The 22,221-nt window shown below is 56.0% G+C and carries 18 protein-coding genes; 12 read left to right on the top strand and 6 right to left on the bottom strand.

Translation table 11 applies throughout. The annotated features are described in order from the left end of the window. From TURPA_RS13470 to aroA, 3 genes are all read right to left on the bottom strand, one after another. Entirely contained in the window at positions 1–732 is a 732-nt protein-coding gene (locus TURPA_RS13470; RefSeq protein WP_014803856.1) for an ABC transporter permease, read from the bottom strand. Next, positions 729–2,390: a S1 RNA-binding domain-containing protein gene (locus TURPA_RS13465; protein WP_041948520.1), complete on the bottom strand. Its 1,662-nt coding sequence runs from the start codon at positions 2,388–2,390 to the stop codon at positions 729–731. Before TURPA_RS13465 ends, TURPA_RS13470 begins: the two co-directional genes overlap by 4 nt. 153 nt (positions 2,391–2,543) lie before the next feature. After that, the gene (aroA, locus tag TURPA_RS21990) at positions 2,544–4,532 is read right to left on the bottom strand and encodes a 3-phosphoshikimate 1-carboxyvinyltransferase (RefSeq protein ID WP_053332199.1); all 1,989 of its coding nucleotides are present in this window, start codon (positions 4,530–4,532) and stop codon (positions 2,544–2,546) included. 119 nt (positions 4,533–4,651) lie between these two features. On the opposite strand from aroA, the gene TURPA_RS13455 reads away from it, so the two are divergent. The 7 genes from TURPA_RS13455 (at position 4,652) to TURPA_RS13425 (ending at position 12,462) form a co-directional block, all read left to right on the top strand. Further along, positions 4,652–6,301, top strand: a complete 1,650-nt coding sequence (locus TURPA_RS13455; protein WP_014803853.1) for an MFS transporter — start codon at positions 4,652–4,654, stop codon at positions 6,299–6,301. 134 nt (positions 6,302–6,435) lie between these two features. Continuing rightward, positions 6,436–7,377, top strand: a complete 942-nt coding sequence (locus tag TURPA_RS13450; protein ID WP_014803852.1) for a ribose-phosphate diphosphokinase — start codon at positions 6,436–6,438, stop codon at positions 7,375–7,377. A gap of 17 nt (positions 7,378–7,394) precedes the next feature. Then, positions 7,395–8,030, top strand: a complete 636-nt coding sequence (locus TURPA_RS13445; RefSeq protein ID WP_014803851.1) for a 50S ribosomal protein L25 — start codon at positions 7,395–7,397, stop codon at positions 8,028–8,030. 25 nt (positions 8,031–8,055) lie between these two features. Continuing rightward, on the top strand, positions 8,056–8,685 hold the full coding sequence (gene pth / locus TURPA_RS13440) for an aminoacyl-tRNA hydrolase (RefSeq protein WP_014803850.1): 630 nt from the start codon (positions 8,056–8,058) through the stop codon (positions 8,683–8,685). 7 nt (positions 8,686–8,692) lie between these two features. Continuing rightward, the gene (locus tag TURPA_RS13435; RefSeq protein WP_014803849.1) at positions 8,693–9,841 is read left to right on the top strand and encodes a PP-loop family protein; all 1,149 of its coding nucleotides are present in this window, start codon (positions 8,693–8,695) and stop codon (positions 9,839–9,841) included. Continuing rightward, positions 9,838–10,881: a glycosyltransferase family 9 protein gene (locus tag TURPA_RS13430; protein WP_014803848.1), complete on the top strand. Its 1,044-nt coding sequence runs from the start codon at positions 9,838–9,840 to the stop codon at positions 10,879–10,881. Before TURPA_RS13435 ends, TURPA_RS13430 begins: the two co-directional genes overlap by 4 nt. A 279-nt stretch (positions 10,882–11,160) precedes the next feature. After that, positions 11,161–12,462 (top strand): OmpA family protein, encoded by a 1,302-nt coding sequence (locus TURPA_RS13425; RefSeq protein ID WP_041948518.1) that lies wholly within the window; start codon positions 11,161–11,163, stop codon positions 12,460–12,462. A gap of 1 nt (position 12,463) precedes the next feature. Here TURPA_RS13425 and TURPA_RS13420 read toward each other — a convergent pair whose 3' ends face one another. Next, positions 12,464–15,424 carry an ankyrin repeat domain-containing protein gene (locus TURPA_RS13420; RefSeq protein ID WP_014803846.1) on the bottom strand — a complete coding sequence of 987 codons (2,961 nt, stop codon included), beginning with the start codon at positions 15,422–15,424 and terminating at the stop codon, positions 12,464–12,466. Next, positions 15,421–16,722, bottom strand: coding sequence for a peptidoglycan DD-metalloendopeptidase family protein (locus TURPA_RS13415; RefSeq protein ID WP_014803845.1), 1,302 nt, complete (start codon positions 16,720–16,722; stop codon positions 15,421–15,423). Before TURPA_RS13415 ends, TURPA_RS13420 begins: the two co-directional genes overlap by 4 nt. Before the next feature lie 120 nt (positions 16,723–16,842). Between TURPA_RS13415 and TURPA_RS23110 the strand changes: the two genes are divergently transcribed. From TURPA_RS23110 to TURPA_RS13390, 5 genes are read left to right on the top strand one after another with little or no spacing between them, the layout of a single operon-like run. Next, positions 16,843–17,295, top strand: coding sequence for a Spy/CpxP family protein refolding chaperone (locus TURPA_RS23110; RefSeq protein ID WP_014803844.1), 453 nt, complete (start codon positions 16,843–16,845; stop codon positions 17,293–17,295). Between the two features lie 15 nt (positions 17,296–17,310). After that, the gene (locus TURPA_RS23105; RefSeq protein WP_014803843.1) at positions 17,311–17,805 is read left to right on the top strand and encodes an RNA polymerase sigma factor; all 495 of its coding nucleotides are present in this window, start codon (positions 17,311–17,313) and stop codon (positions 17,803–17,805) included. Positions 17,806–17,813: 8 nt separating this feature from the next. Further along, the gene (locus tag TURPA_RS13400) at positions 17,814–18,086 is read left to right on the top strand and encodes a hypothetical protein (protein ID WP_014803842.1); all 273 of its coding nucleotides are present in this window, start codon (positions 17,814–17,816) and stop codon (positions 18,084–18,086) included. Beyond that, the gene (ygiD, locus tag TURPA_RS13395; RefSeq protein ID WP_014803841.1) at positions 18,079–18,876 is read left to right on the top strand and encodes a 4,5-DOPA-extradiol-dioxygenase; all 798 of its coding nucleotides are present in this window, start codon (positions 18,079–18,081) and stop codon (positions 18,874–18,876) included. Before TURPA_RS13400 ends, ygiD begins: the two co-directional genes overlap by 8 nt. A 10-nt stretch (positions 18,877–18,886) precedes the next feature. Next, positions 18,887–20,047 (top strand): GNAT family N-acetyltransferase, encoded by a 1,161-nt coding sequence (locus TURPA_RS13390; RefSeq protein WP_014803840.1) that lies wholly within the window; start codon positions 18,887–18,889, stop codon positions 20,045–20,047. A gap of 5 nt (positions 20,048–20,052) precedes the next feature. On the opposite strand, the gene TURPA_RS13385 is transcribed toward TURPA_RS13390, so the two are convergent. Continuing rightward, on the bottom strand, positions 20,053–22,155 hold the full coding sequence (locus TURPA_RS13385) for a cyclic nucleotide-binding domain-containing protein (RefSeq protein ID WP_014803839.1): 2,103 nt from the start codon (positions 22,153–22,155) through the stop codon (positions 20,053–20,055). Positions 22,156–22,221: the final 66 nt, after the last annotated feature.

Genomic DNA, 22,221 nt, shown 5'->3' with positions numbered 1-22,221 from the left:
TCAACGCCACCTGCGCGATGCCAGCACCATCGACGCTGCGTACAGATAAAGAATGATGATGCTGAAATAGAAAAGCATATGCTTCACTGAAATCACGCCCTTCTCAAAATCCATAAAGTGCACGTAGAAACTGAGTTCTCGCAACACGCTCTTTAGCGGTTGGTCGATAAAAGGAGAAAAAAAACCAAGCAACAGAAAAAACACCAGATTCGCGGCGGTCATGAGAGCCGCCAAAAGCTGCGTCTTGGTGAGCGATGAATAGAAGGTGCCCATGGCCGCCACCGCAGCACCAATGAGCAGCACGCCGAGAAATCCGGCTGCGACATGCCCGAGGTTGCTGCCCCCAAAAACCACGACGAGTAAGGCGATCGGCAATGTCACCACAGCCTGCACCACCAGAAAAAGCAGTGCAGAAAGAAACTTGCCTGTGACAAGCTGCGCTTCGCTGATCGGCGAGGTGAAAAGCAGCTCGATCGTGCCGTTCATTTTCTCTTCGGCAATGAGCCGCATCGAAATCAGCACGCCCGTGATCATCGTCGTGCCCGAGAGCATGTAGAAAATGCGCTGCAACGCCAAAGTTGAAGTGCTTTCGTGGCGAATGTATGCGTAGCCCCACAGAAACGCGAGGCTAAACGAGATACTTAAGATGAAATACGCCAGGGGTGATTGAAAATAACTTTTGAGTTCGCGCCGGCAAATCTGCCAGACGACGGTCAAAGGGTTACGTTTCACGACACCAGGGTTTTCAGGTTGGCAAAGGGGCTCGTTGTCTCTGCCTTATTGGTATTCTCTTTTTCGAGGTATTGTCGCATTTCGATTTTCTCGAGCGCGTACGTTACGTCTTTAAGCGACAATGAAATCTTGCGGCTCTCGGGGTCAATGCTCTTGATGACTGCCTTGACCGGCTGGCCTTTGGTGAAGGTCTTCTTGTAGGTAGTCACCTGCTCTTTTTCCATCGTAGAAAGGTGTGCGAGACCTTCATAACCTTCATCAAATTTGATAAAGATACCGAAGTCGACGATGCCCGAAACGGTACCTTCGATGACGGTACCGCGTGGGTATTTGTCGCGCAGCTTTTTGTAAGGGTTCGGCAGCGTGTGGCGAATCGAGCACTGCACCTTGCGGTCTTCAGAGTTAATTTCGATAACCTTGAATTCAATCTCGTCGCCGATTTTATAGGTTTTTTTCGGGTCTGGTGCAGGTTCTGTCCAGCCGATGTCTTCTTTCTTGATTAAACCGTCGATGCTGTCGGTGATCGCAACGAAGATACCGGTATTGGTGAGGCCACGAATTTTGCCCTTCATGGTTTCGCCGATTTTGATTTCGGTGCGAATGGTATCCCATGGGTTGGCATGCAGCTGGCGCAGCCCGAGCGAGATGCGCTTGTCGTCTTTGTTGATACCAATAATCTTGGTCTCAACTTCTTGCCCTACTTTGAGAATTTCGTTCGCGTGGTTGACCTTGCGTGTCCAGCTCATCTCGGTGATGTGCAAGAGGCCTTCGAGGCCCTGGCCGAGCTCTATGAATGCACCGTAGTTCGCGACGAATGAAACCGTGCCCGTCACTTTGTCGCCCACTTTGAAGCGGGTGAGCACCGTTGACCATGGGTCGTCGGTCAGCTGCTTGAGGCCAAGCGACAGGCGGTTGTTCTCAGGTTCGATTTCCAGAACGCGCACGGTCACTTCTTGACCGACTTCGAGTTTATCTTTTGCGCTGTCGGCTTTGCGCTCCCACGTCAGGTTGCTGCGGTGCAGAAAACCCTCGATGCCCTGAACGTTCACAAAAACACCCGAGTTGGTGTGCTTGGTCACGATGCCCTGCACGCTGTCGCCGATGTGAATTTTGTTGCCGATGTCTTTCCAGACGGTAGCGTTCTGCTCGTCTTGAAAAATCTTGCGTGAAACTGTGCCCGACTTGCGGCGCTCATTGAGCTCGGTAATTTTGACGAGGTATGTCTGGCCGATGATGCTGACTTTTTTCGCGCCACGGTCACGCGGCCCGAGAAGGCCCACCGCAGTATGCGGCAGAAACATAAAGACGCCTTCAACATTCACCATGTAGCCATCGCGCATTGAACGCTTAATGAGTGCATTTACCGGCACTTGTTTTTCAAATGCTTCTTTAACAACTTCCCAGCCCTTGCGCAATTCGAGTTCGCGCTTCGAGAGCAAAACGAGGCCCGTGTCGCGGTCATAAGAGCGCACGAGCGCCTCGACTGTTTCGCCGACTGCGGGCTCGGTATCGAATTCACGAATGCCGATGCGGCCTTCAGATTTGCCACCCATGTCGATGATCGCAAATTCAGGAGTAATGCTGACGATCTTGCCGCTGACTTCTGCGCCTGAGCGAATATCTGCCACTTCTGTGTCAGTCTTAAAAACGTCTGCCATTGAGACGTTGCTGTCTTGGAAAAGAACCTTACGCGTTGCCATGGAAAACCACCTTATTCACCGGCCGCAATCTGACGCCCGGCTGCTGCGCCCCGGTCGTCGGCAAACACCCAGGCTGATGACTATACAATCAGCAAGTGGCCGCCGACCCGTTTACATCCGTGCACAACGGATATACGCGAGCATTATATCTGCCACTCGCTCCTGAGTTCGAGACGACGTGTCAATGAAAATGGCCTCATGGGCCGGCCTCAGCCCCCCAAATTCGCGATTTTCGTCGTCGCGGTCGCGAGCTTCAATCTGCGCCTGCACTTCATCGAGGGTAATGCCCGCCTGTTTCTGTTGAAATTCTGCCAGGCGGCGTGCCGCGCGCGTGCGGCTGTCGGCCGTCAGAAAGAACTTATAGGCCGCATCGACAAAAACATCGGTGCCCATGTCGCGGCCGTCGGCGACGAGTGAAAACCTGCTCGCGGCATCGACTAAAACTTCGCGCACCCGCTCGCGCAGGTAGCGCGCATCGGCAACGGGCTTAATGCGGCTCGCAATTTCGGGCGAACGCAGCTCATCGCCGAGTTCGCGCCCGGCAGCATAAACGTGCTGGCGGCCGTCGCTACCAAAAGATATTTCAAGGGGGATCTCAGAAAGATACGTCTTGAGCCCGCTGTTCGCTTCAATCGCTGTCGCCCAGTCACCGCTGCCGCCGAGCTGGCGAAATTTTTCATAGCCTGCCCAGGTAAATGCGCGATAGAGCGCGCCCGAGTCGATCTGGTTATACCCCAGCGCCTTCGCCACCATGTACGCAACTGTCGATTTGCCCGAACCTGCCGGGCCGTCGATGGTGATCACCTCGATCTTTTTGTGATCGGGCATCTTTCCCGAGGTCACAAATTGCAGTTTCTCGTAAAAAGAGGGAAAGCTCGTCTCTATCCACTCTTTGCCGTCGATCTTGAGGCCACCGCCGCCCGCAAGATTCGCGACTTCAAACGACATGACGATACGGTGATCCATGTGGGGTTCAATGGTGCCCGTAAGCCTGCGCTGTGGGTCGCCGGCAAGTTCGAGTCCGTCGTCGAATTCGGTAACAGCAACCCCGCACGCCTGCAGATTCTTCACCATGATGCCGATGCGGTCTGACTCTTTGACGCGCAGTTCTTTCGCGTCGCGGTACGAGAACCTGCCCGAAGCAAATGCCCCGGCAATCGTCAGCACGGGTATCTCGTCTATCAGTGACGGAATACTCTCGGCCGGCAGCTGAATGCCTTTGAGGCGCGACGAACGCACCATCACATCGCCACCCTTTTCGCCACACTCATCGCGCTGCGGCAGAATTTCAATCGCTGCCCCCATGTCTTTGAGTGCAGTGAGATAACGATCTCGAAACGGATTCAATAGCACACCGCGGAGCACCAGTTCGCTGTCAGGCACTAGGCTTGCCCCCACAGCAAAAAAGGCTGCTGAAGATATATCTCCCCATATTTTATATTCACGCGGCGCGGGCACCTGCCCCGCAGGCACGCGAATGGTATTGCCTTCACGCAGAACCTGCACTCCCGCGAAGCGCAGCATGTTCTCGGTGTGGTCGCGCGACGGAATATTTTCTGTTAGCGTAAGCTCAGCACCCGATGCGAGTGCAGCAAGCATCACTGCAGACTTCACCTGCGCCGAGCCCAGCGTTTCGGTAAATTCGACTTTGTGAATTTTCGTGCCATGAATGCGCACGGGCAGGCAGTCGGTATCGCTTAGCCACTCAAATTTTGCCCCGAGCTTCTCGAGGGGCGCCAGCACGCGGCGCATCGGCCGCTTTCTGAGACTCGCATCGCCATCGATCACGGCGCTCACCCCTTCGAGACCGGCGACAAGGCCCATGATGAGGCGAGCTCCCGTGCCAGAGTTGCCGCAATCAATCACGGTCTCTGGAGACCTGAGAGTTTTTAATCCCCCCGATTCAATGCGAAAGCTGCGGGGGCCCGTTTCGGTGACACGCGCACCGAGCGCCTGCATCGCCTTCAGCGTGTTCATCGTGTCGCCCGCATCGAGAAAATTCGAAATCGTCGAAGTGCCGCTTGCGAGCGTCGCCAGAATCGCAGCCCGGTGCGACAGAGATTTGTCACCGGGAAAAGTCAGGGTTCCGCGCATCGGCATGCCTCCTGAAAAAACAAAAGAGAGAGGCCGTAAAGAGCTAACGGTTTACGGAAATGCAGAATGCCTGAGCGAATCGGAGTTTACGGCGGCGCTATGGCAGGGTGCACCGGTCACCCACCATGAGCCAGAAGAAAAAAACCAAACATGCGCCGATGACACGCGAAGAGAAACGGGTGATATTCGCGGCATCGCTCGGCACAGTGTTTGAGTGGTACGATTTCTATCTTTATGGTTCGCTCGCGGGTATCATCAGCAAACAGTTTTTCTCGGGCGTCAATGAAACGACCGGGTTCATCTTTGCCCTCATGGCATTCGCCGCGGGCTTTGCCGTGCGCCCGTTTGGCGCGATTGTTTTCGGCAGGCTCGGCGACCGGGTGGGCCGCAAGCACACTTTTCTGATCACGATTCTGATCATGGGCATATCAACCGCACTCGTCGGCGTTCTGCCATCTTATGCGACGATCGGCGTGACGGCGCCCATTGTGCTCGTTTCGCTGCGGTTGCTGCAGGGCCTCGCGCTCGGCGGCGAATATGGCGGGGCCGCCACCTATGTCGCCGAACATGCCCCTCATGGCCGGCGCGGTTTCTATACGAGCTTTATTCAAACGACCGCAACCCTAGGCCTCTTTCTTTCTTTATTGGTAATATTAGGATGTCGCAGCCTCTTCAAGGCTGACTTCGATGTCTGGGCCTGGCGCATTCCGTTCTTGCTGTCCATTGCCCTGCTGGCGATTTCGGTCTATATTCGTTTGCAGCTCTCTGAATCCCCTGTCTTTCAGCGCATGAAGGCAGAAGGCAAGACATCCGCCTCACCCTTGAAAGATGCGTTTGCAAAATGGAAAAATTTGAAAATTGTTCTGTTCTCGCTGCTCGGCGGCACCGCGGGCCAGGCAGTGGTTTGGTATACCGGGCAGTTCTACGCGCTCTTTTTCTTATTGCAGATATTAAAAGTCGAAGCAGAAACGGCCAACCTGCTGATCGCGGGCGCGCTCTTAATCGGCACGCCGTTCTTTCTCTTCTTTGGGGCCCTCTCAGACAGGGTCGGACGTAAACCCGTTGTTCTGCTCGGCTGCCTCATTGCTGCGGCGACCTACTTTCCGATTTTTCATGCGCTAACTCAATATGCAAATCCCGCCCTCTACAAGGCGGCGCAGCAGAGCCCGGTCACGATTTCAGCCGACCTAAAAACCTGTAGCTTTCAGTTCGACCCGGTCGGTTCGGCGAAGTTCACGAGCGGCTGCGACGTCGCGCGCTCTGTACTCGCGAAACGGGCCGTAGCGTATCGCACAGAACCGGCGCCGCCAGGTTATGCTGCCAGCGTCAAAGTCGGCACGCAAGAGATTAGCGTGCGAAACGGCGGCAACCTCGGCACGGCGGAGTTCAAAGAGCACTTCGCAGCGGCAGAAAAAGAAATCGGCGCGGCAGTCACAGCGGCCGGTTATCCGCTCAGGGCCGACCCGAGTAGAGTCAATATCCCCATGGTGCTGCTGCTGCTTTCGCTGCTCGTGATCTACGTGACGATGGTCTATGGTCCCATTGCCGCATGGCTCGTCGAACTTTTCCCGACGAACATTCGCTACACTTCTATGTCGCTGCCCTACCACATCGGCAATGGCTGGTTCGGCGGATTTCTGCCGACCGTCGCCTTTGCGATGGTGGCCGCCACCGGCGACATCTACTACGGGCTCTGGTACCCTGTAGTCGTTGCGGCGGCGTCTGCGGTCATGGGCATCTTCTTTTTGCCCGAGACGCACCGGCGCGAAATCTGACGCAGTCTGGCAGAACCTGGCCGCCCGCCCGTCAGGCCGGCACCCGGCAGACATGCAGGGTGCCTGAAATAGTTTACAGCGTGTCTGAAAACCACAATCTAGCCGGTACGGTCCGTTGGCCGGCGAAAAATCTCATGGTCGAAGCTGAACTCAAAGTACTTGCTGGCCGGTCGAACCCGGGCCTGGCACAAGAAATCGCCGATTCGCTGGGCATTAAACTCGGCGGCATTGAGTGCAGGCGATTCAGCGACGGCGAAATTTCGGTTAAGATCTCAGAAAATGTCCGGGGCTCCGACGTATTTGTCATTCAATCGACGAGCAACCCCGCAAACGACAACCTGATGGAGCTCATGCTGATCGTCGACGCGCTGCGCCGCGCCTCGGCCCGGCGCATTACGGCAGTTATACCCTATTACGGCTATGCCCGGCAAGACAGAAAGGTCGAACCGCGCGTGCCGATTTCGGCCAAAGTTGTGGCCACCATGCTCGAAGCGATTGGCGTGAAGCGCATTCTTTCGATGGACCTGCACGCGAACCAAATTCAGGGCTTTTTCGAAATACCCGTCGATCACCTGTTTGGGGCGCCCATTCTGGTGAAGTACTTTAAAGAACTTGCGCTGGGCGAACTCGTGATTGTATCGCCCGATTCGGGCGGTGCAGAACGCGCGCGGTTCTTCGGTAAGCAGCTCGGTGCCAACATGGCGATTATCGACAAGCGCCGCGAACGCGCGAATGAAGCAGAAGTCATGAACATTGTCGGTAACGTTGAAGGTAAAAATTGCCTCCTCATCGACGACATGATCGATACTGCAGGCACAATCTGCAAGGCGGCGATTGCCCTCAAAGAAAAAGGCGCACTGAAGATCATCGCGGCGGCAACGCACGGCGTGCTTTCGGGCAATGCAATACAGAACCTGATCGGTTCACCCATCGACGAGGTCGTCGTTACCAACACATTGCAAATTTCTGACGAGAAGCGTTTTCCGCGTATGCGCGTGCTCTCTGTCGGGGCCATCTTTGGCACCGCAATACAGCGCATTCACGAAGAGCGTTCGGTCAGCTCATTGTTTCTATAAATCAGCAGGAGAATAAAATGGAAAAGGCAACACTCAAGGCTCAAAAGCGGGATGGCAAAATCGGCGGCAAGAATCTGCTGCGTGCGGGAATCATTCCTGCTGTGATCTATAACCACGGTAAGAGCGAAAATATTCAGATCTTCGAGAAAGACACGCGCAAACTGTTTGCACACGGCATTTCAGAATCGCGCCTCATCGACCTCGATATCGACGGCAAAATCGAACAGGTCTTCGTTAAAGACTACCAGTCGCACCCGGTCAATGAAATGGTTCAGCACCTCGACTTCTACCGCGTTTCGCAAGACGAAAAACTGCGCACGCGTATCGCGGTTCACGTCGAAGGCAAGCCCGAAGGCGTGAAGAACGGTGGCGTTCTCGAGATATTCCTGACCGAAGTACCATACGAAACGTACCCAAGACACCTCACAGAATTTCTGACAATCGACATTTCGCATCTCGACATCGGTGGTTCGATTCACGTCAGCGACGTTCAGCTGCCACCTGAGAGTAAAATACTCATGGATCCACAGACGGTTATCTGCCACGTGACGCATGCTGCTAAAGAAGAAGAGGCAGCACCTGCGGCTGCTGCAGCACCAGCAGCAGGCGCTGCGCCTGCTGCTGCGGCGAAAGCAGAACCTGCAAAGAAATAAACAGGGTATCGCATCCGCTGACTGAATGGCGCTCTCGAATCTAAAACTTGTAATTGGTCTCGGCAACCCCGGCGACCGATACATGAATAATCGCAAGAACATCGGCTTTAAAGTTGTCGATGTTCTCGCGAACAACACCGGCATTCAGATTAAAACGAAGAAAAAAAAGTCGCTGCTCGGCCAGGGCGACTTCGAAGGCCATGACATCGTGCTCTTGAAGCCACAGACCTTCATGGATCTCTCAGGCGAAGCCGTGCTCTACATCGCTTCGTTTCTGCGGGTGCAGGTTGCCAATATCATCGTCGTGCATGACGACATCACGCTGAAATACGGCGAAGTTGTCGTTGCGCAGGGCCCGCCAGAAATACCGAACATCGGCGTCGAGTCGATCGCGCGCGGCCTTAAGTCTGACAAGTTTGTCCGCATTCGCATGGGCGTTGGCCCGGTCAAAATTCGCGGCAAAGAATTTCCGAACCCCAAAGAAAACGAAATCAAAGCCTTCATGCTCTCTGACTTCACCCTCGAAGAGAATATGAAAATCATCGAAGTCATCAACGACGCCGAAGCGGCGCTGCGTTCGATACTGACGCAAGATATCAAAGACGTACTCGCGCGCTTCAAACTCGGCGCAAAATTCTCCAAGAACAACGCCTGAGGTGCCGATGCCACTCGAGCAAGGCCTCGCAGTGCTAACCCGCGCCGCTCAGGGACACAGCAATATCGTCGTGGCAATCTCAGGCGGCGCCGACAGCTTGCTCGCGCTCGACCTGTGCTGCAGCATGGCAGCGTCTCAGAAAAATCTACGTGTGATTGCCTGGTACCTGCACCACTATGCCGGTGAAGTTGAACCCGAACGCCAGAGGGTGCTGCAGCTGGCGGCTGAACACGCGCGCGTGGCAACCTTTGGCAGATTCAGCCTCGTCGTCACCAACGCAAATATCGACCGAATTCGCCGACGGCTGCGCACCAGCTGGGAACACGCTGCGTCGCTGACGCGCCGCCGTCGTCTGCGACTCATTGCACGTGCATTGGGCGCCAATGAGCTTTCACCAGCTCCGGTGGTGACGGGGCATAACCGAAGCGATTACTTTGAAACCGTGAGCCTCAGAAAAGAGCGCCAGATACCCGATAATGCCCTGCCCCAAGAATCTTTCACCGACGCGATTACAGGGTTTATACGCCCGCTCGCCCAATGCACGCGTGAACAGATTCGTGAAATCGCTCAACGCGCCGGCATCCGATGGTTCGAAGACCCGGCGAACGACGATATGGCGTTCGCGCGCAACCGCATTCGCCGCGAAATTCAGAATGAATTCATACCCGAAAACAACGCGGTGCCGGCACTGCCTGAATTTCATCGGGTCAGCAGCCGAGAATATCGCCTTGCGGCGCACGATTTTGACGCGCTGCAGCCAATGATGCAGGCACGCACCGTTTTTACAGCCTGCAGACGCCTCGGCGTTTCACGCCGGTTCACGCGCAACCACTTTGACCGCGCGCAGAATCTTCCGTTTTCGCTACCCCCGTTTTTTGCGCACCGTGAGACACAGGGCCAGCAAGAGCTTGTCATTTTTCGCCGCGGGCTTGCAGAAAAACTTCGGCCAGCACAGAGCGACCGGCCCTTTATGCGCGGCGACAGTATCACGCGCAGTGTGAAACTCAGCACCCCTTATGGCCACAAGTCGGTCGCAAAAATCTTCAGCGAGCAGAGGCTCTCGCCCCGGCAGCGCCGACAGACGATTGTCTATCTGAACAGCCAGTCTCAGAAACATGCGGATCTCATCGATTTCTACGAGGCGACCCCGCGATGAAACTGCGCCGCATTCAATACCCGGGTAAGACGCTGATTGTTTCAACAGGCGACCCGCGTTACCAGCTCTTCGCCACATATTTTCTCTCGCTCTGGCACAGGCGCTTTAATGCCAAACCCGATTTTTTTGCTGTCGGTAAAGAGAAGGCACTGCCCCTCTGCGAAGATTTCTCGTACCCGAGCGATCTGCCCGAAAAGTTTTTGAAACAGTGGTTTTTTCTGCTCGCACATAAATACAAAACCGTTGTCTTTTTGAACCCAGACCCGAAGGCCGACCGGTCACTGCGCTGGGCCTGCCGGCTGGCAGGGGTAACAAACCGCGCAGGCTTTGCGCCGTTACGCTCATGGACGCCGCTCAACCATAGCCTGCCGTACAATGCAGAAAACCACCACTTTGTTCACCAGCTCAAGATTTTCTTTGAGCATCTGAGCGGCGAAAAAGTCGCTGACTGGCAAATGCCCCGGCCGCCCGAGATCGGTGATTCTGAGGCTAGCGGCAACGTTCAGGGTTTAATCGCGATGGACCTCGCTGATGCGGCGACCGAACACCTCACCCCGCAGCTGCAGAAACTTTTGAATCTGATCACGCGCAGCGAAAGCTGTACTTTGGTGATACGGAGCAGCCGGGGTGAAGGTGACACTCAGGCAGCAGGGATAAAGAGCTATGCGAAGAAACTGAGCGCGTATATGACCGAGCGCGCAATTGAAAATACGCAGCTCGTGCTGAATCCCCCTGTTGAAAAATTGCTGCCGCTTGCGGCCGGCGCCCTGTGGGTGACAGGCACTGACGCCGAGCTTCTGAATCTTGCGGCGTTTTCGAGTGTGCCGAGCCTCAGCCTCTTTGGCCCGCTCAACGAGCGCGTCTGGCAGCCATTTTCAACCCGCGCGCGGGCGCTGACGGGTGAGTTTGCCTGCCGGCCCTGCACGCCGTTTCCCGGTGAGGTCATCTGCAAAAACCCGAACGCGTGGCAGTGCATGCGCGATCTCAGCGGCGAACTCTGGGCGGCAAGCCTCAGCGCCCAGTTGCGCCGCGCGAAATGAACCAAGGCTACGCGGCAGATCGCCTTATTCGATATTTTAGAGCTAAAGCAAAACGACGAAATTCGGGAAAAGCGGGCCTCAGCCCGTTCATAGAGCGATTTACGCTTCGAAAATCGCGGAACTTTTCCTGAAGTTCGTCGTTTTGCGACCTGCCGCGTAGCTCAAGATGGCTGATGTGACATAATATGCTTGCCTCGGTACCCCGATACTGGGCGCATGGGCCGGGGATGCTTAAATTGCCGACCAAATGTATGGCCTGCAACGTCTAATGGGTAAAGAATGAAAGCCGGCCGACGGTGGGGATCTTTCGTGTTTCTGCTGGCGTTTGCCTTAGGCAGCAGTGGCGCTGCAGTTGCCGCAAAACCAGCGACGCGTTCGGGTGGCAAGCCCGAGAAGAAACCCACGCCCGATGTTTTGGCCGAAGGCGAGGGCAAAGTTCTGCGCTGGCATTTTGAGAGCGGCGAAATTCTCGAGCTTAAGAAATTCTCAGAACAGGTGATCAAAACCGGGGCAACCTCTGAGAAACGCTCGGTGTTTCACCGGGTGTTGCTCGAAACGCGCGCAGTCGACGCGGCGCAGGGCTACCAGCTCGAAGGCACCTTCACAACCCTGGTGCGCGGCAGCGGTTCAGACAGCCCCTTTACCGAGACTGAGCGGCACAATGCAAGTTTTTTTCTGACACCCGCCGGTATGTTCACCGTGCCGGCAGGGCAATACATGCCGAACATACGCTCGGTGCCGACGTTTTCTGAAACGCGGGACCCCGCGCTCAAAGACGAAGCTGCGATGGAACCGGGTACAACCTGGGAAAAACCCGGCGCAGAAGTCATGCGCTTCACCGACCTTGTGACGGTACCTTTCAATGTGCGTTACGAATACCGCGGCCTCGAGAATGTCAAATCGCAAGACGGAGAGAAAAATTGCCACAAGTTCATCGCCAACTATGAGCTCAATTTCGGCGACGCCGAACAGGGCGGGCCGCGTGTATTTGGTTATGTAACCTCAATCTGGTTCTGGGACTCGGCGCAGGGTATACCCTACTACGCGCAAGAAGACTATAACGTGATTATCGTCAACGAAGCCGGTATCGCGAACGAATTCAAAATCAAAAGCCGAAGCTACTACCGTAAATTTCAGGCGCGCACCGACCCCGAAAAAATAACGCTCGCCGAGAAACTGCGCGAAGAATTGGTCACCGAGAACCCGCAGATTTCGGTGCGTGTGACAGATCATGGTGTCGCCATTTCCCTGCCCGATGTGTTTTTCGACACCGACAGCGCGAGCCTGAGCAGCGACGCCAAGTCGGTGCTAAAGCAGATCGGCAAGCCGCTCGCTGCGCTGAAGAACCGCCACATACGTGTGCGGGGGCACACCGACAGCACGGGCGATGAGAAATATAACCAGCAACTTTCAGAGAAACGCGCAGCCACCGTAGCAGAGTACCTGATCGACAAGGCCGACCTGAACCCCGACACGCTGAGCTACGAAGGGCGCGGGGCCCGTGACCCGATCGCCGACAATTCGATTGCTGACGGTCGGGCAAAAAATCGCCGCGTCGAAATTATTCTGCTGGATAAATAGTTTATTGCAGCACGCCGCCGTTCTTGTCGATGCGGCGCAAGACGACATCGGGATTTTTCTTATCGTTTGTCTGAAACGCAAGCGCAGACACACCTCTGCTATTGACGCGCATCTCGACGAGCTGCATCGCCGCCGCGGGAAAAAGCCTCGTGAAAAGCCGGTGCCCCGCGGAATCGCTGCACATCACGTAAATATCGGTATTCTTGCCCGGCGTCGAGTGCGCCTGCCCGTGCAGTGCGCCGGTCGTTCGGCCTGCGATGCAGACATAACCATCGCTCGCGGATATTCTTTCGACGCTAAGGTTCTCGTCGCCGGCGAAATTGCGGGTCCAGCGCGGCGATCCTTCACTATCTTCAGCCGCAAGAGAAATACCGCGCCGGAATTGAAGACGGGTGAAATCCCCCGCGTAATATCTTGTGCCAGAGGGTGCGAGCGCAAGCTGCCTGAACGAACGCGCTTTGGTCAGCCGGCCGGTGGTTTTGCCCGTTTCAGCGCTAAAAATCTGGTTCTGCGCCATCAGGGCAATATTACCATCGGCCATCACCTGCATTTCGCTGAAACGGTCGCTGCGGGCAAACTCGGCAGCTTCGAGCGCACCGGCCGAGCTAAGGCGCCTTAAAGTGCGCCTGCCCGAAAATTCGACGAGCGCGAAAACATTGCCTTGCGCATCTGTGGTCACCGCGTGCACGAGCGACCTTTGGCAGCTGCCGGGTTTGCCCCAGGTATTCTCCCACCGGGGGGCAAGCGAGCTGTCGAGCTGCATCACATAGACAACAAGGTTCTGGCCCGGTTTACATTTTTTGTCTTCTGCTCCATCGATTTCGCCGGGCCTTACGCCCGCGATCACGACACCGTCGCCTGAGGCAGCGAGCGCCTGCACGTTCTGAAACTCTTGCTGCGCCCGCACGCGCAGGTCGTCATCGAGGCGAAAGACTCGGGTTGTGCTGCCCTGCGCGCCGGCGGCAAAAAAATCACGCCCCGCGGTGCTTAGCCGAATAATGCGGTCGGGTTCAAGACTTGTCAGCATCGGCTCAACGCCGATGGCATAGCTTGCTGCCGGCAAATTGGCCGCAGCAATCGTCTGCCAACCGACGCCCTGCGCGAGATCGTATGGTGTGCGGCCCGAGGCATTGCGCACCGTCACCGACGCGCCGAAATTCACCAGTGATTCGAAAAGCTGTTGCGCACCCTCGAGATCAGGGTTGTTATCTTTGACTGCGGCAAGGTGCAGCGCGGTATCGCCCGCGTTATTCTGAAAGTCGCTGTGCTGGTAGCCGAGCACGAGATACAGCCACTCCTGCAGTTCCTGGTTTTTGATTCTGCTGTAGCGGCTGCTGAGCGCCAGCTTGTGCAGCAAGGTATTTCCTTGCAGGTCTTTCGCTTCGCTCTGCGCACCGGCTTTCAGAAACGCATCGGCCATCTTGAAATTCTTGCGGTTGAGGGCGTATGCCAGGGCATTGTTGCCGTACCGGTTCGTCGTGTTGATATTGGCCCCGGCTTTTTTCAGCACCGTCAGAAGCTCGACGGTTTTTCCGTTCACCGCGCCCGATTTGGCAATTTCCATCATGAGCGGAGTGTTACGGCCTTCGTCGCTGAGCGAAACCCCGAGGCCGATGAGTGCGCGTGTGGTTGTGGGGTCTTGCCTGCCGATCGCCACCGAAAGCGGCGTATCGCCTGCGTTGTTCTTCAGCTCGAGGTTCGCGCCCCGGTCTTTCAGAAGTTTCAAGATGCCTGTACCGCCCGAACGCGCCGCGAAATGCGCGGCGGTGTTGCCGCTGTCGCCGGTGATATTGATGTCGGTGAATTTTGCAGCGACAAGTTTCATCGTGCCGAGCTGGTTTCTTTGCGCCGTAGTGTGGATAACGAGATTACCCGTTTTGTCGCGCACATTAAAATCGGCGCCCTTTTCAAGCAGGTCATTGACCTGTGTGTATCGACCCGATTCAGACTGATCAAACAGCAAGGGGCGTCCGCTCGCCGAGAGCGTATTCGGGTTTGCCCCTGCATCGAGCAGCGCGCGAAAAAGTTTCGCCCGCGCCGGGGTTAACCGCGCCATAATGTTCTGGTGTGTGATCTGCAGCAGGGTTTTGCCCGACGCATCACGGCTTTCAACGGAAAGGCCACGCGAAAGTAACACCGGCAACAGGTCGGGCACCGTCTGTTTGACGACCATGATGAGCGGGCCATTGCCTTCGGCGTCGGCGATGTTCAGGTTTACACCGTTTTCGATCGCAAACTTGGCAAAGACATTGCGCTCTTTTCGGATCATCTCGATCAGCAGGGGTAATCCCGATTTTTCATGCGTGGCATTGAGGTTCGCGCCGGCTTTGGCGAGAGCTTCGAAAGCCTTGATCTGGTTCGTGTCGTATGAAAGCCCCAAAGGTGCGTTAGGGGTCGCGTTCACATTCGCCCCGGCGGCGATGAGACTATTTAAGTAGTCAATCCTGCGCAGCTGCACTGATTTGGCGAGCGGCGATAGGCCCTCGGCATCGTTGCGGTTCAGGTCTGCACCTGCCTTTAAGAGCGCTTCAAAAACGGGTTTCTTGCCGAGCTGAACTGCCAGCATGAGCGGCGTCTGCCCCTTATTGTTGACGGCGTTCTTGTCGAGCCCCCGTTCGAGCGCAGCTGCCAAAACAGGCAGTGGATTTCGGGCTTTCATAACACCGTGCAGGCAGGTGCTGCCGTCGCCGTCTTTCGCGGCCAGATCTGCCTGCACTTCGACAAGCCACTGGAACGCGGCGAGATTGCCTGCTTCGCAGACGAAGTGCAGCGCGCGTTTACCCTTTTCATCGGCCGCGTTCGGGTCGACCTGGCCTGAAGCATGTGCCTTCTGCGCGGCCTTCAGATTCGAACGCCGCATCGCTGCGAGAAAATCTTCTTGCGGCCCGGCGAAAAGCGGAGAGGACAGAATTACTATCGCAGCTGCGCTGCGATAGTAATTCTGCAATGTCTTTTTACTCATGGCTCTTGCGCGTCCTGCGCTTCGGGAAACGGCACATATAAATCAGGATTAAAATGGGTATCATTGTAATTGGTGCGCACTTCAAAATGCAGGTGGTTGCCTGTCGAGTTGCCGGTGGTGCCTACTTCGCCGATCACCTCGCCGGCTGTCACGCGGTCACCCGTCTGTTTATAGCGTTTGCGTTGGTGCGCATAGTACGAGACAAGCCCGTTTTCATGGCGTACCACGGTCAAAATACCATAGCCTGTGTGATCGTTCTGAACCTCAACGACGCCATCGCCGGCTGCGTAAATTGGAGTGCCACCTGAAGCAGCGAGATCGACGCCAGTATGAAACGACGGCACCTTGCTGATCGGGTGCGTGCGGCCGCCATATTTGCTCGTTCGCCGGTAGCTCGATGGGTCGAGTGGCAATATGAACGGTTTGTCGAGACTATCTGAGCTCATCGTATAACCCGAGCTCGATAAAAATCCTCCGTAAACCCAACCATCGAGACCGTCTGCCTGCACGCGCACCCAAACCGATCTGAGGCCTGCAAGATTTTCCCAACTGGACTGTCGTTCGACAATGCGCACGCTTTTGCCCTGGCGTATGCGCCCGATGACCGTGCCATATGCGCTCGGCTCATCGCGCACGCCGAGGTATGGGGGCTTTACGGTTTTCGAATTACCATTCATGATGTGGTTCGGGTCTTCTTTGGGTTCGTTTGCCGGGCCCACACTCTCAGGCCGGGGTTCGTCGCTGAGATAGCCTGAGAAAACCCAGCCTTCAACCTCGTCGAGGGCCCTCACTCGGGCCCATTTGGCTGCGCGCCCGTCGATGTAGTCGTCGCTGTCTGACAGCTCGAGCACACTCACCTGCGTGTTTCTGACCAGCATGCCCACCTCGCGCGCGTTGCGGTCGGGATTCACGCGGACATACAGCGCATCGGCGGTCACATAAGATTTCTTTTCGATGTCGCGAAACGCAATCGCAATTTCAGGCTCAGCCTGAACCTCTTTTGACAGCATGCCGAGCCTCACAAAACCCTCGCGCCCGTCTGCGGCCCTGATGCGTACCCATGCCTGCGACAGGTCGGTGAGTTCAAGCGCCTCTTCGGTATAAACAACCGTCACAACCTCATTGATCGCCAGATTTTTCAACGGCTTGCCAGATTTTTCAGAAGGCGCCGAAAGCATCGGAGTGTACTGTTTCACGTACACCTTGCCCGCAGCAGCAAGGGGGATTGTCACCAGCAAGAAACCCGCGACGACTGGCGACAGCCGGCGCGGCAGTTTTTGCAAGAAGTAAATCGGCATATCTGCGGTCGTTTATACGGGAGAAAAAACGTAAAGCGCTTTTGGAACTTTTTATTATATTATGGGTCAGCAGAGTTATCAGGGGCCGCAATTCACCCCTGAAGGAGACTCAGAAACCATATGACATACACTCAAAATACCCTGCGCCGCGTGCTGATCGTACTCGGCGCGATGACTCTACTCACTGCGGCGGCCTGCCGCAACTGGAAACACAAATCGCCCGAAGAGCGCGCCGAATGGGTGACGAAGAAAATCACAAAAGAGCTCGATCTGAACGACAGCCAAAAACAGACGCTGGCCGCCATTAAAGCCGACCTGCTTGCGAAGCATGCAGCCGAAAAAACCGAGCGCGAAGCGCAGTTGAAGCAGTTCACCGAACTGATGCGCAAAGACACGATCGATCAGGCGAAACTGACCGAGCTCAAGAAGAAGCACCAGCAGATGCGTGACCGGGCAGAAGAACAGTTTCTCGCCAAAATTGTTGAATTTCACAAGGTACTGACGCCCGAGCAGCGCAATAAATCTGCCGACCTCTTGCAAAAGCACATGAGCCGCTTCATGGGAGAAAAATAGTCCCCGACACCCACGATGGAATTCGCGCAGATCATCGAAGAAACGAGAAAACCGGTACTGGCGGCGATTCGCCGGTACCTCGATTCCCGCTTTGCGTATGCAATTGACGATGTCGCGCAAGAGGTCTACATCAGGGCCTACCGGGCCCTGAAAAAAAACAGACTCGAAGACGATACGAAACTTCGGTCATACCTTTATACCATTGCAAAAAATGAATCGCTGCGCATGAACCAGCGCTGTAAACGTGAAGAGACGAAAGCCGAAAAGTTTCTCGCGGCAAAAAGGGAAAAACTGCGCTACAGCGAGGCGACGGCGCCCGAAAGTTTTGACGAACGCGATGCGCTGGTTGAAGCTCTGGCAACGCTGCCAGACCATTACGCCCGGGTGGTCGAACTGACTTTGCTCGGCTTTTCTGCACGCGAAATCGTCGACAAACTGGAAATTAAACCTGGCACGGTAAAGTCCCGGCTTTCCCGCGGCCTGAATATTCTGAAACAAAAACTGGCATGAGGCAACCGATGAGAAAAAACACGAACGACAACATGAGCCGGGCAATCGCCGAGCGACTGCAAAGCCAGAGATGGGCCGAATCGATCGGGCAGAAGGTTGAAACCGAGCGCCGCTTGCGCGCGCGCAGCCGCAGCCGCCTGTTTGTCGCCATGTGCCTCTTTGTCGTTGCAGGTTTTTTTACCGCTGACGAACTGCTCGATGACGACAGCGACGCAGAGAATATGTACACAATGGTCGAACAGGTAACCTTCTCAGACTTTTCGGGCCGCATCGTTGAATAACAGCAACACCCGGCTTCCCGCTTTGTTCATCGGCCATGGTTCGCCGATGAACGCGCTCGAAAAAAATGAATTCACAGCAAGCTGGCAGGCAGTGGGCGCTGGCCTAAGTGGCGTACGCGCGATTCTTGTTGTTTCGGCGCACTGGCTTACACCCGGCACGCAGGTCACCGCGATGGAGCAACCGCAGACGATTCACGATTTTGGCGGCTTTCCGAAAGAATTGTTTGCTGTGCAATACCCTGCACCGGGGGCCCCGGCAATTGCCGATGAGCTGACCGCGCTGCTACAGGCCACAGCACCGGTGCGCAAAAACTTTAACTGGGGTCTCGACCACGGCGCGTGGAGCATTCTCGTGCACATGTTCCCCGCTGCAGACGTGCCGGTTCTGCAGCTCAGCATCGACGCCGACGCGACGCCCGAACACTATTTTGCTATCGGCAGGGCGCTCAGGCCCCTGCGCGAACAGGGCATTCTGATCGTCGGCAGCGGCAACATTGTGCATAACCTGCGGCTGGTCGACTGGGCGCGCCTCGGCGAACGCAACTTTGCAGCCGATTGGGCACGCGAGGCGATGGATATTTCTGGTAAACTCCTGCGCGATAAAGACTGGCAAAGCCTCATCGCTTATGAGAAACTGCCGCAAAGTATGCAACTTGCCATCAACAGCGCAGAACACTATTTTCCCCTGCTCTACATTCTGGGCGCGGGTTACGACGATGATCCCGTGAAGCTTTTCAACGATGTTGCCGTCGGCGGAGCTCTCTCGATGACCAGCCTGCAGCTCGGCTGAAAGCCCCCCCGTGACCAGCCAGGTCTTTACCTCGATTGCGGCGATAGACGCCGAAAAATGGAACGCGCTCGTTGAACCGGGAAACCCGTTTATGCGGCACGAGTTTCTGCTGGCGCTCGAAGAAACCGGGTGTATCGGCCCGAACCTGCCATGGCAACCGAGATTTGTCGTTGCAAACCAGGGTGACGCATACCTGGGGGCGGTCGCCGCTTTTGAGCGCAGCGACTCTTACGGCGAATATATTTTCGACTGGGCATGGGCGAACGCATACGCCGAGGCGAGGCTGCCCTATTACCCCAAGATCACCGTTGCCGCCCCCTTTACACCGGCGTCGGGGCGCAGGTTACTGCTGGCCGATGCCGCTGACAATGAAACGCTTGCGACCCTGGTGCATGCCCTCGACCAGACGGCGCATGATCTCGACGCGTCGGGAATCCACATGCTGTGCATGACCCGCGACGAGCAGAAAGATCTCGCGGACTTTGGCTACATGCCGCGGCTGACGCACCAGTACCACTGGCTCAACCGCAACTTCTCGAGTTTCGATGATTACTTGAGTGTCTTGCGCGCGCACCGCCGCAAAGAGATCAGGCGCGAACGGCGAAAATGCGCCGAATTGGGCCTCAGAATCGAAACCCTCGCAGGTGACGCAATTTTGCCGCGGCATATCGACGCCATTTACGTATTTTATGCGGCAACGTATGCGCGCAAATGGGGCTCACCCTACCTTAACCGCGAAACCTTTCACGCACTACTGCGCCGCATGCGTGAGAATTTAGTACTGGTGATCGCGTCTGAAAACGACCGCGAAGTTGCAGGTTCGATTGCTTTTCGCAGCGACGACAGGCTTTTCGGTCGTTATTGGGGCGCAAGCGGCCATTACCCTTACTTGCATTTTGAGTTGTGTTTCTACAGCCTGATCGAATACGCGATTCGCGAGAAAATTGCCATTTTTGAAGCTGGGGCGCAGGGTGAACACAAATTTCAACGCGGGTTTACCGCAATGCCCGTCTACAGCGCGCACAAACTTTTTGATCGGGGTGGCAGTGCAGCAATCGGTGAATATCTGCGGCGTGAGCGGCGCGCAACCGCCCGGGCGATACACGCGTACCGTTCGGCGTCACCCAACAAAGACGAACCGCAATATCTGCCTGAACCAGAAGACCGTTGACCCAGTCAGCTCTCGAAACTACCTTTGCCGATGAATTCGCGCAGAATCGAAGTCGAAGGCACATCGTCTGGTGCGATCGCCACGAACTGGTCGAGCATTTGCCGCAGCCGAAACGCGGTCGCATAAGACTCATGCGACCCATGCACCTCGAGCAGGTAGCGGTCGGCAAAAACCTTGAGCACTGCAAGCTCATAGACTAAAGAGGTATCAAAGACGGCATCGGCCTGCCCCACATACGGAAAAATATACTGTTGCTCGCCTGCGCGTACGTCGCTCCAGCGGCGAATATTGTCGTGAGTCGCAAAGCCGCGCTGGCGGCGGTCGCGCACAATGCGGCGAATCAGCCTTAGATCAGAAGGATTAATATGACTCACGAGATCGATCGGCAGTGTCAGCAGCGGCTGAATAAAAATTCTGAAGATATTTTCAGCCGGCAAAACCTTTTCGAGCAGCCCCGGGTTGAGACCGTGAATACCCTCGAGCACCAGAAGTTTACCGGGGGTTAGGCGAATGCGCCGACCGCCTTCGCTGTCGCAGATGCCGGTACGAAAATCGTATTTCGCGGTCGCGACTTCTTTGCCGGCAAGCAGGCCGTCAAGATGCTGCGCCAGTAATTCAAGGTTCAGCGATTGCAGGGTTTCATAGTCTTTTTCACCCTTGGCATTCAGGGGCGTGTCTTCGCGGTTGCGGTAGTAGTCGTCGAGCGAGATACCTTCGGGAATAAAGCCGTTGATGCGCAGCTGAATCGACAGCCGGCGAATAAAGGTCGTTTTGCCCGACGACGACGGGCCTGCCACGCAGACAATGCGGATGTTCTTTCGTGCCGCGATGGCGTCGGCGAGCTGCGCCAGACGCTTTTCATGGTAACCTTCGGCTACGCGAATCACCTCGCTCACACGGCCATCGACGCAGGCGCGATTCAATTCGCCCACGCTCGAGAGGCTAAACGAGTGCAGCCACTGGCCGCTCTCTTCTGAAAGTTGTGCAAAGGGCTCAAAGCCCCGTGGCACTTCTGAATCCTCGCCGGAAAGCAGAATGAGCGAATTGGGGCCGGTCTTGATCTGAAAGTCACCGATGAGACCCGCGTGCGGCAAAAGCGGCCCGTTATAAAGTGCGTAAATTTTTCCGCAGGTGACAAGCGGTGTCGTCAGTGAGCGCGCACCTTTCAATAGCTGCACGGCATCGCTTTGGCGGTGTTTGCGAAAATAGCTCAGCGCCTCGTCGATGCTCCACCATTCTTGCCGAAAATCGGCGCGTTCGGCGATCAACTGCCGAATGCGCCGCGTGAGTTTGTCGGCAACCTGCTGCAGGGTGAGCGCTACCTTACCTTCTATGTGCATCCACTGTGCGCCGCCGACGGCAAAACCCAGCTTCAGCGAGAGCGGCGGTGAAAATTCATGAGCCGCTTCAACAATGAGAAGCGCGAGCGAATGGCGCAGCACACGTTCGCCCTCCCAATGTTCTGCCGTGAGCGGCTCGACGTGCACGTCTGAGAAAAGCTGAGCGTCGAGCGAGGTGACACGGCGATCGACGAGCGCCGCTACCACGGGTGAATTGCCGATTTTTTCGGGCAGCACCTGAGCAAGCTCTGAGCCTGTTTTTACCTCGATTTCAGTTTTGTCTTCGCGCGTTAACGTGATCGTCGCCTGGCGCGGCAAGGAGCGTTGGTTGAGCAAGAGGTGCAGACTCTCGGTGCGATCGACGAGCTGGCGGCCAAGCGTGATAATGAGACCCGACATGAGTTTGACGGCAATCGCCGGGTGCGCAGCCTGCAGATCGTCGAAGCGCAACCTGCTCAGCTTTGCGACGACGAGTTTTGCCTCGGCGACGATCGTTGCCGCGCGCGGCCGGTGCGCAATGAGGGCGAGTTCACCGAAGTGATCGCCTTCTCTGATTTTGCCGAGCTCGAGCTCGCCGCGCCGCATCATCGCAGAACCCTCGACAATGAAATACATGTCTTCTGATTCGTCGCCATATTCGATAACGCTGGCGCCGGCGGGTATGACCAAGACCTCGAGAAACGGGGCGAGCGTCACCAAATCGGTTTCGTTCAGCGCGGCGAGGGCCTTAATGTGGCGCAGGTTCATGGCAACAGTCGGCGAATGCATTGGTGCAGATGGTCGGTCAAACCGTTAGTCAGAGAAATATCCATATCTTTTATTTTTTTACACGCT

Source organism: Turneriella parva DSM 21527, assembly GCF_000266885.1.
Lineage (GTDB): Bacteria > Spirochaetota > Leptospiria > Turneriellales > Turneriellaceae > Turneriella > Turneriella parva.
The sequence above is the reverse complement of the archived record's forward strand: the minus strand, read 5'-3'. Positions and strand labels throughout refer to the sequence as shown.

What these genes read in the sequence shown, in the direction of transcription:
- TURPA_RS13465 (WP_041948520.1), bottom strand. Translation starts at nt 2,390, where the DNA reads ATGGCAGACGTTTTTAAGACTGACACAGAAGTGGCAGATATTCGCTCA.
- aroA (WP_053332199.1), bottom strand. Translation starts at nt 4,532, where the DNA reads ATGCCGATGCGCGGAACCCTGACTTTTCCCGGTGACAAATCTCTGTCG.
- TURPA_RS13455 (WP_014803853.1), top strand. Translation starts at nt 4,652, where the DNA reads ATGAGCCAGAAGAAAAAAACCAAACATGCGCCGATGACACGCGAAGAG.
- TURPA_RS13450 (WP_014803852.1), top strand. Translation starts at nt 6,436, where the DNA reads ATGGTCGAAGCTGAACTCAAAGTACTTGCTGGCCGGTCGAACCCGGGC.
- TURPA_RS13445 (WP_014803851.1), top strand. Translation starts at nt 7,395, where the DNA reads ATGGAAAAGGCAACACTCAAGGCTCAAAAGCGGGATGGCAAAATCGGC.
- pth (WP_014803850.1), top strand. Translation starts at nt 8,056, where the DNA reads ATGGCGCTCTCGAATCTAAAACTTGTAATTGGTCTCGGCAACCCCGGC.
- TURPA_RS13435 (WP_014803849.1), top strand. Translation starts at nt 8,693, where the DNA reads ATGCCACTCGAGCAAGGCCTCGCAGTGCTAACCCGCGCCGCTCAGGGA.
- TURPA_RS13430 (WP_014803848.1), top strand. Translation starts at nt 9,838, where the DNA reads ATGAAACTGCGCCGCATTCAATACCCGGGTAAGACGCTGATTGTTTCA.
- TURPA_RS13425 (WP_041948518.1), top strand. Translation starts at nt 11,161, where the DNA reads ATGAAAGCCGGCCGACGGTGGGGATCTTTCGTGTTTCTGCTGGCGTTT.
- TURPA_RS13420 (WP_014803846.1), bottom strand. Translation starts at nt 15,424, where the DNA reads ATGAGTAAAAAGACATTGCAGAATTACTATCGCAGCGCAGCTGCGATA.
- TURPA_RS13415 (WP_014803845.1), bottom strand. Translation starts at nt 16,722, where the DNA reads ATGCCGATTTACTTCTTGCAAAAACTGCCGCGCCGGCTGTCGCCAGTC.
- TURPA_RS23110 (WP_014803844.1), top strand. Translation starts at nt 16,843, where the DNA reads ATGACATACACTCAAAATACCCTGCGCCGCGTGCTGATCGTACTCGGC.
- TURPA_RS23105 (WP_014803843.1), top strand. Translation starts at nt 17,311, where the DNA reads ATGGAATTCGCGCAGATCATCGAAGAAACGAGAAAACCGGTACTGGCG.
- TURPA_RS13400 (WP_014803842.1), top strand. Translation starts at nt 17,814, where the DNA reads ATGAGAAAAAACACGAACGACAACATGAGCCGGGCAATCGCCGAGCGA.
- TURPA_RS13385 (WP_014803839.1), bottom strand. Translation starts at nt 22,155, where the DNA reads ATGCATTCGCCGACTGTTGCCATGAACCTGCGCCACATTAAGGCCCTC.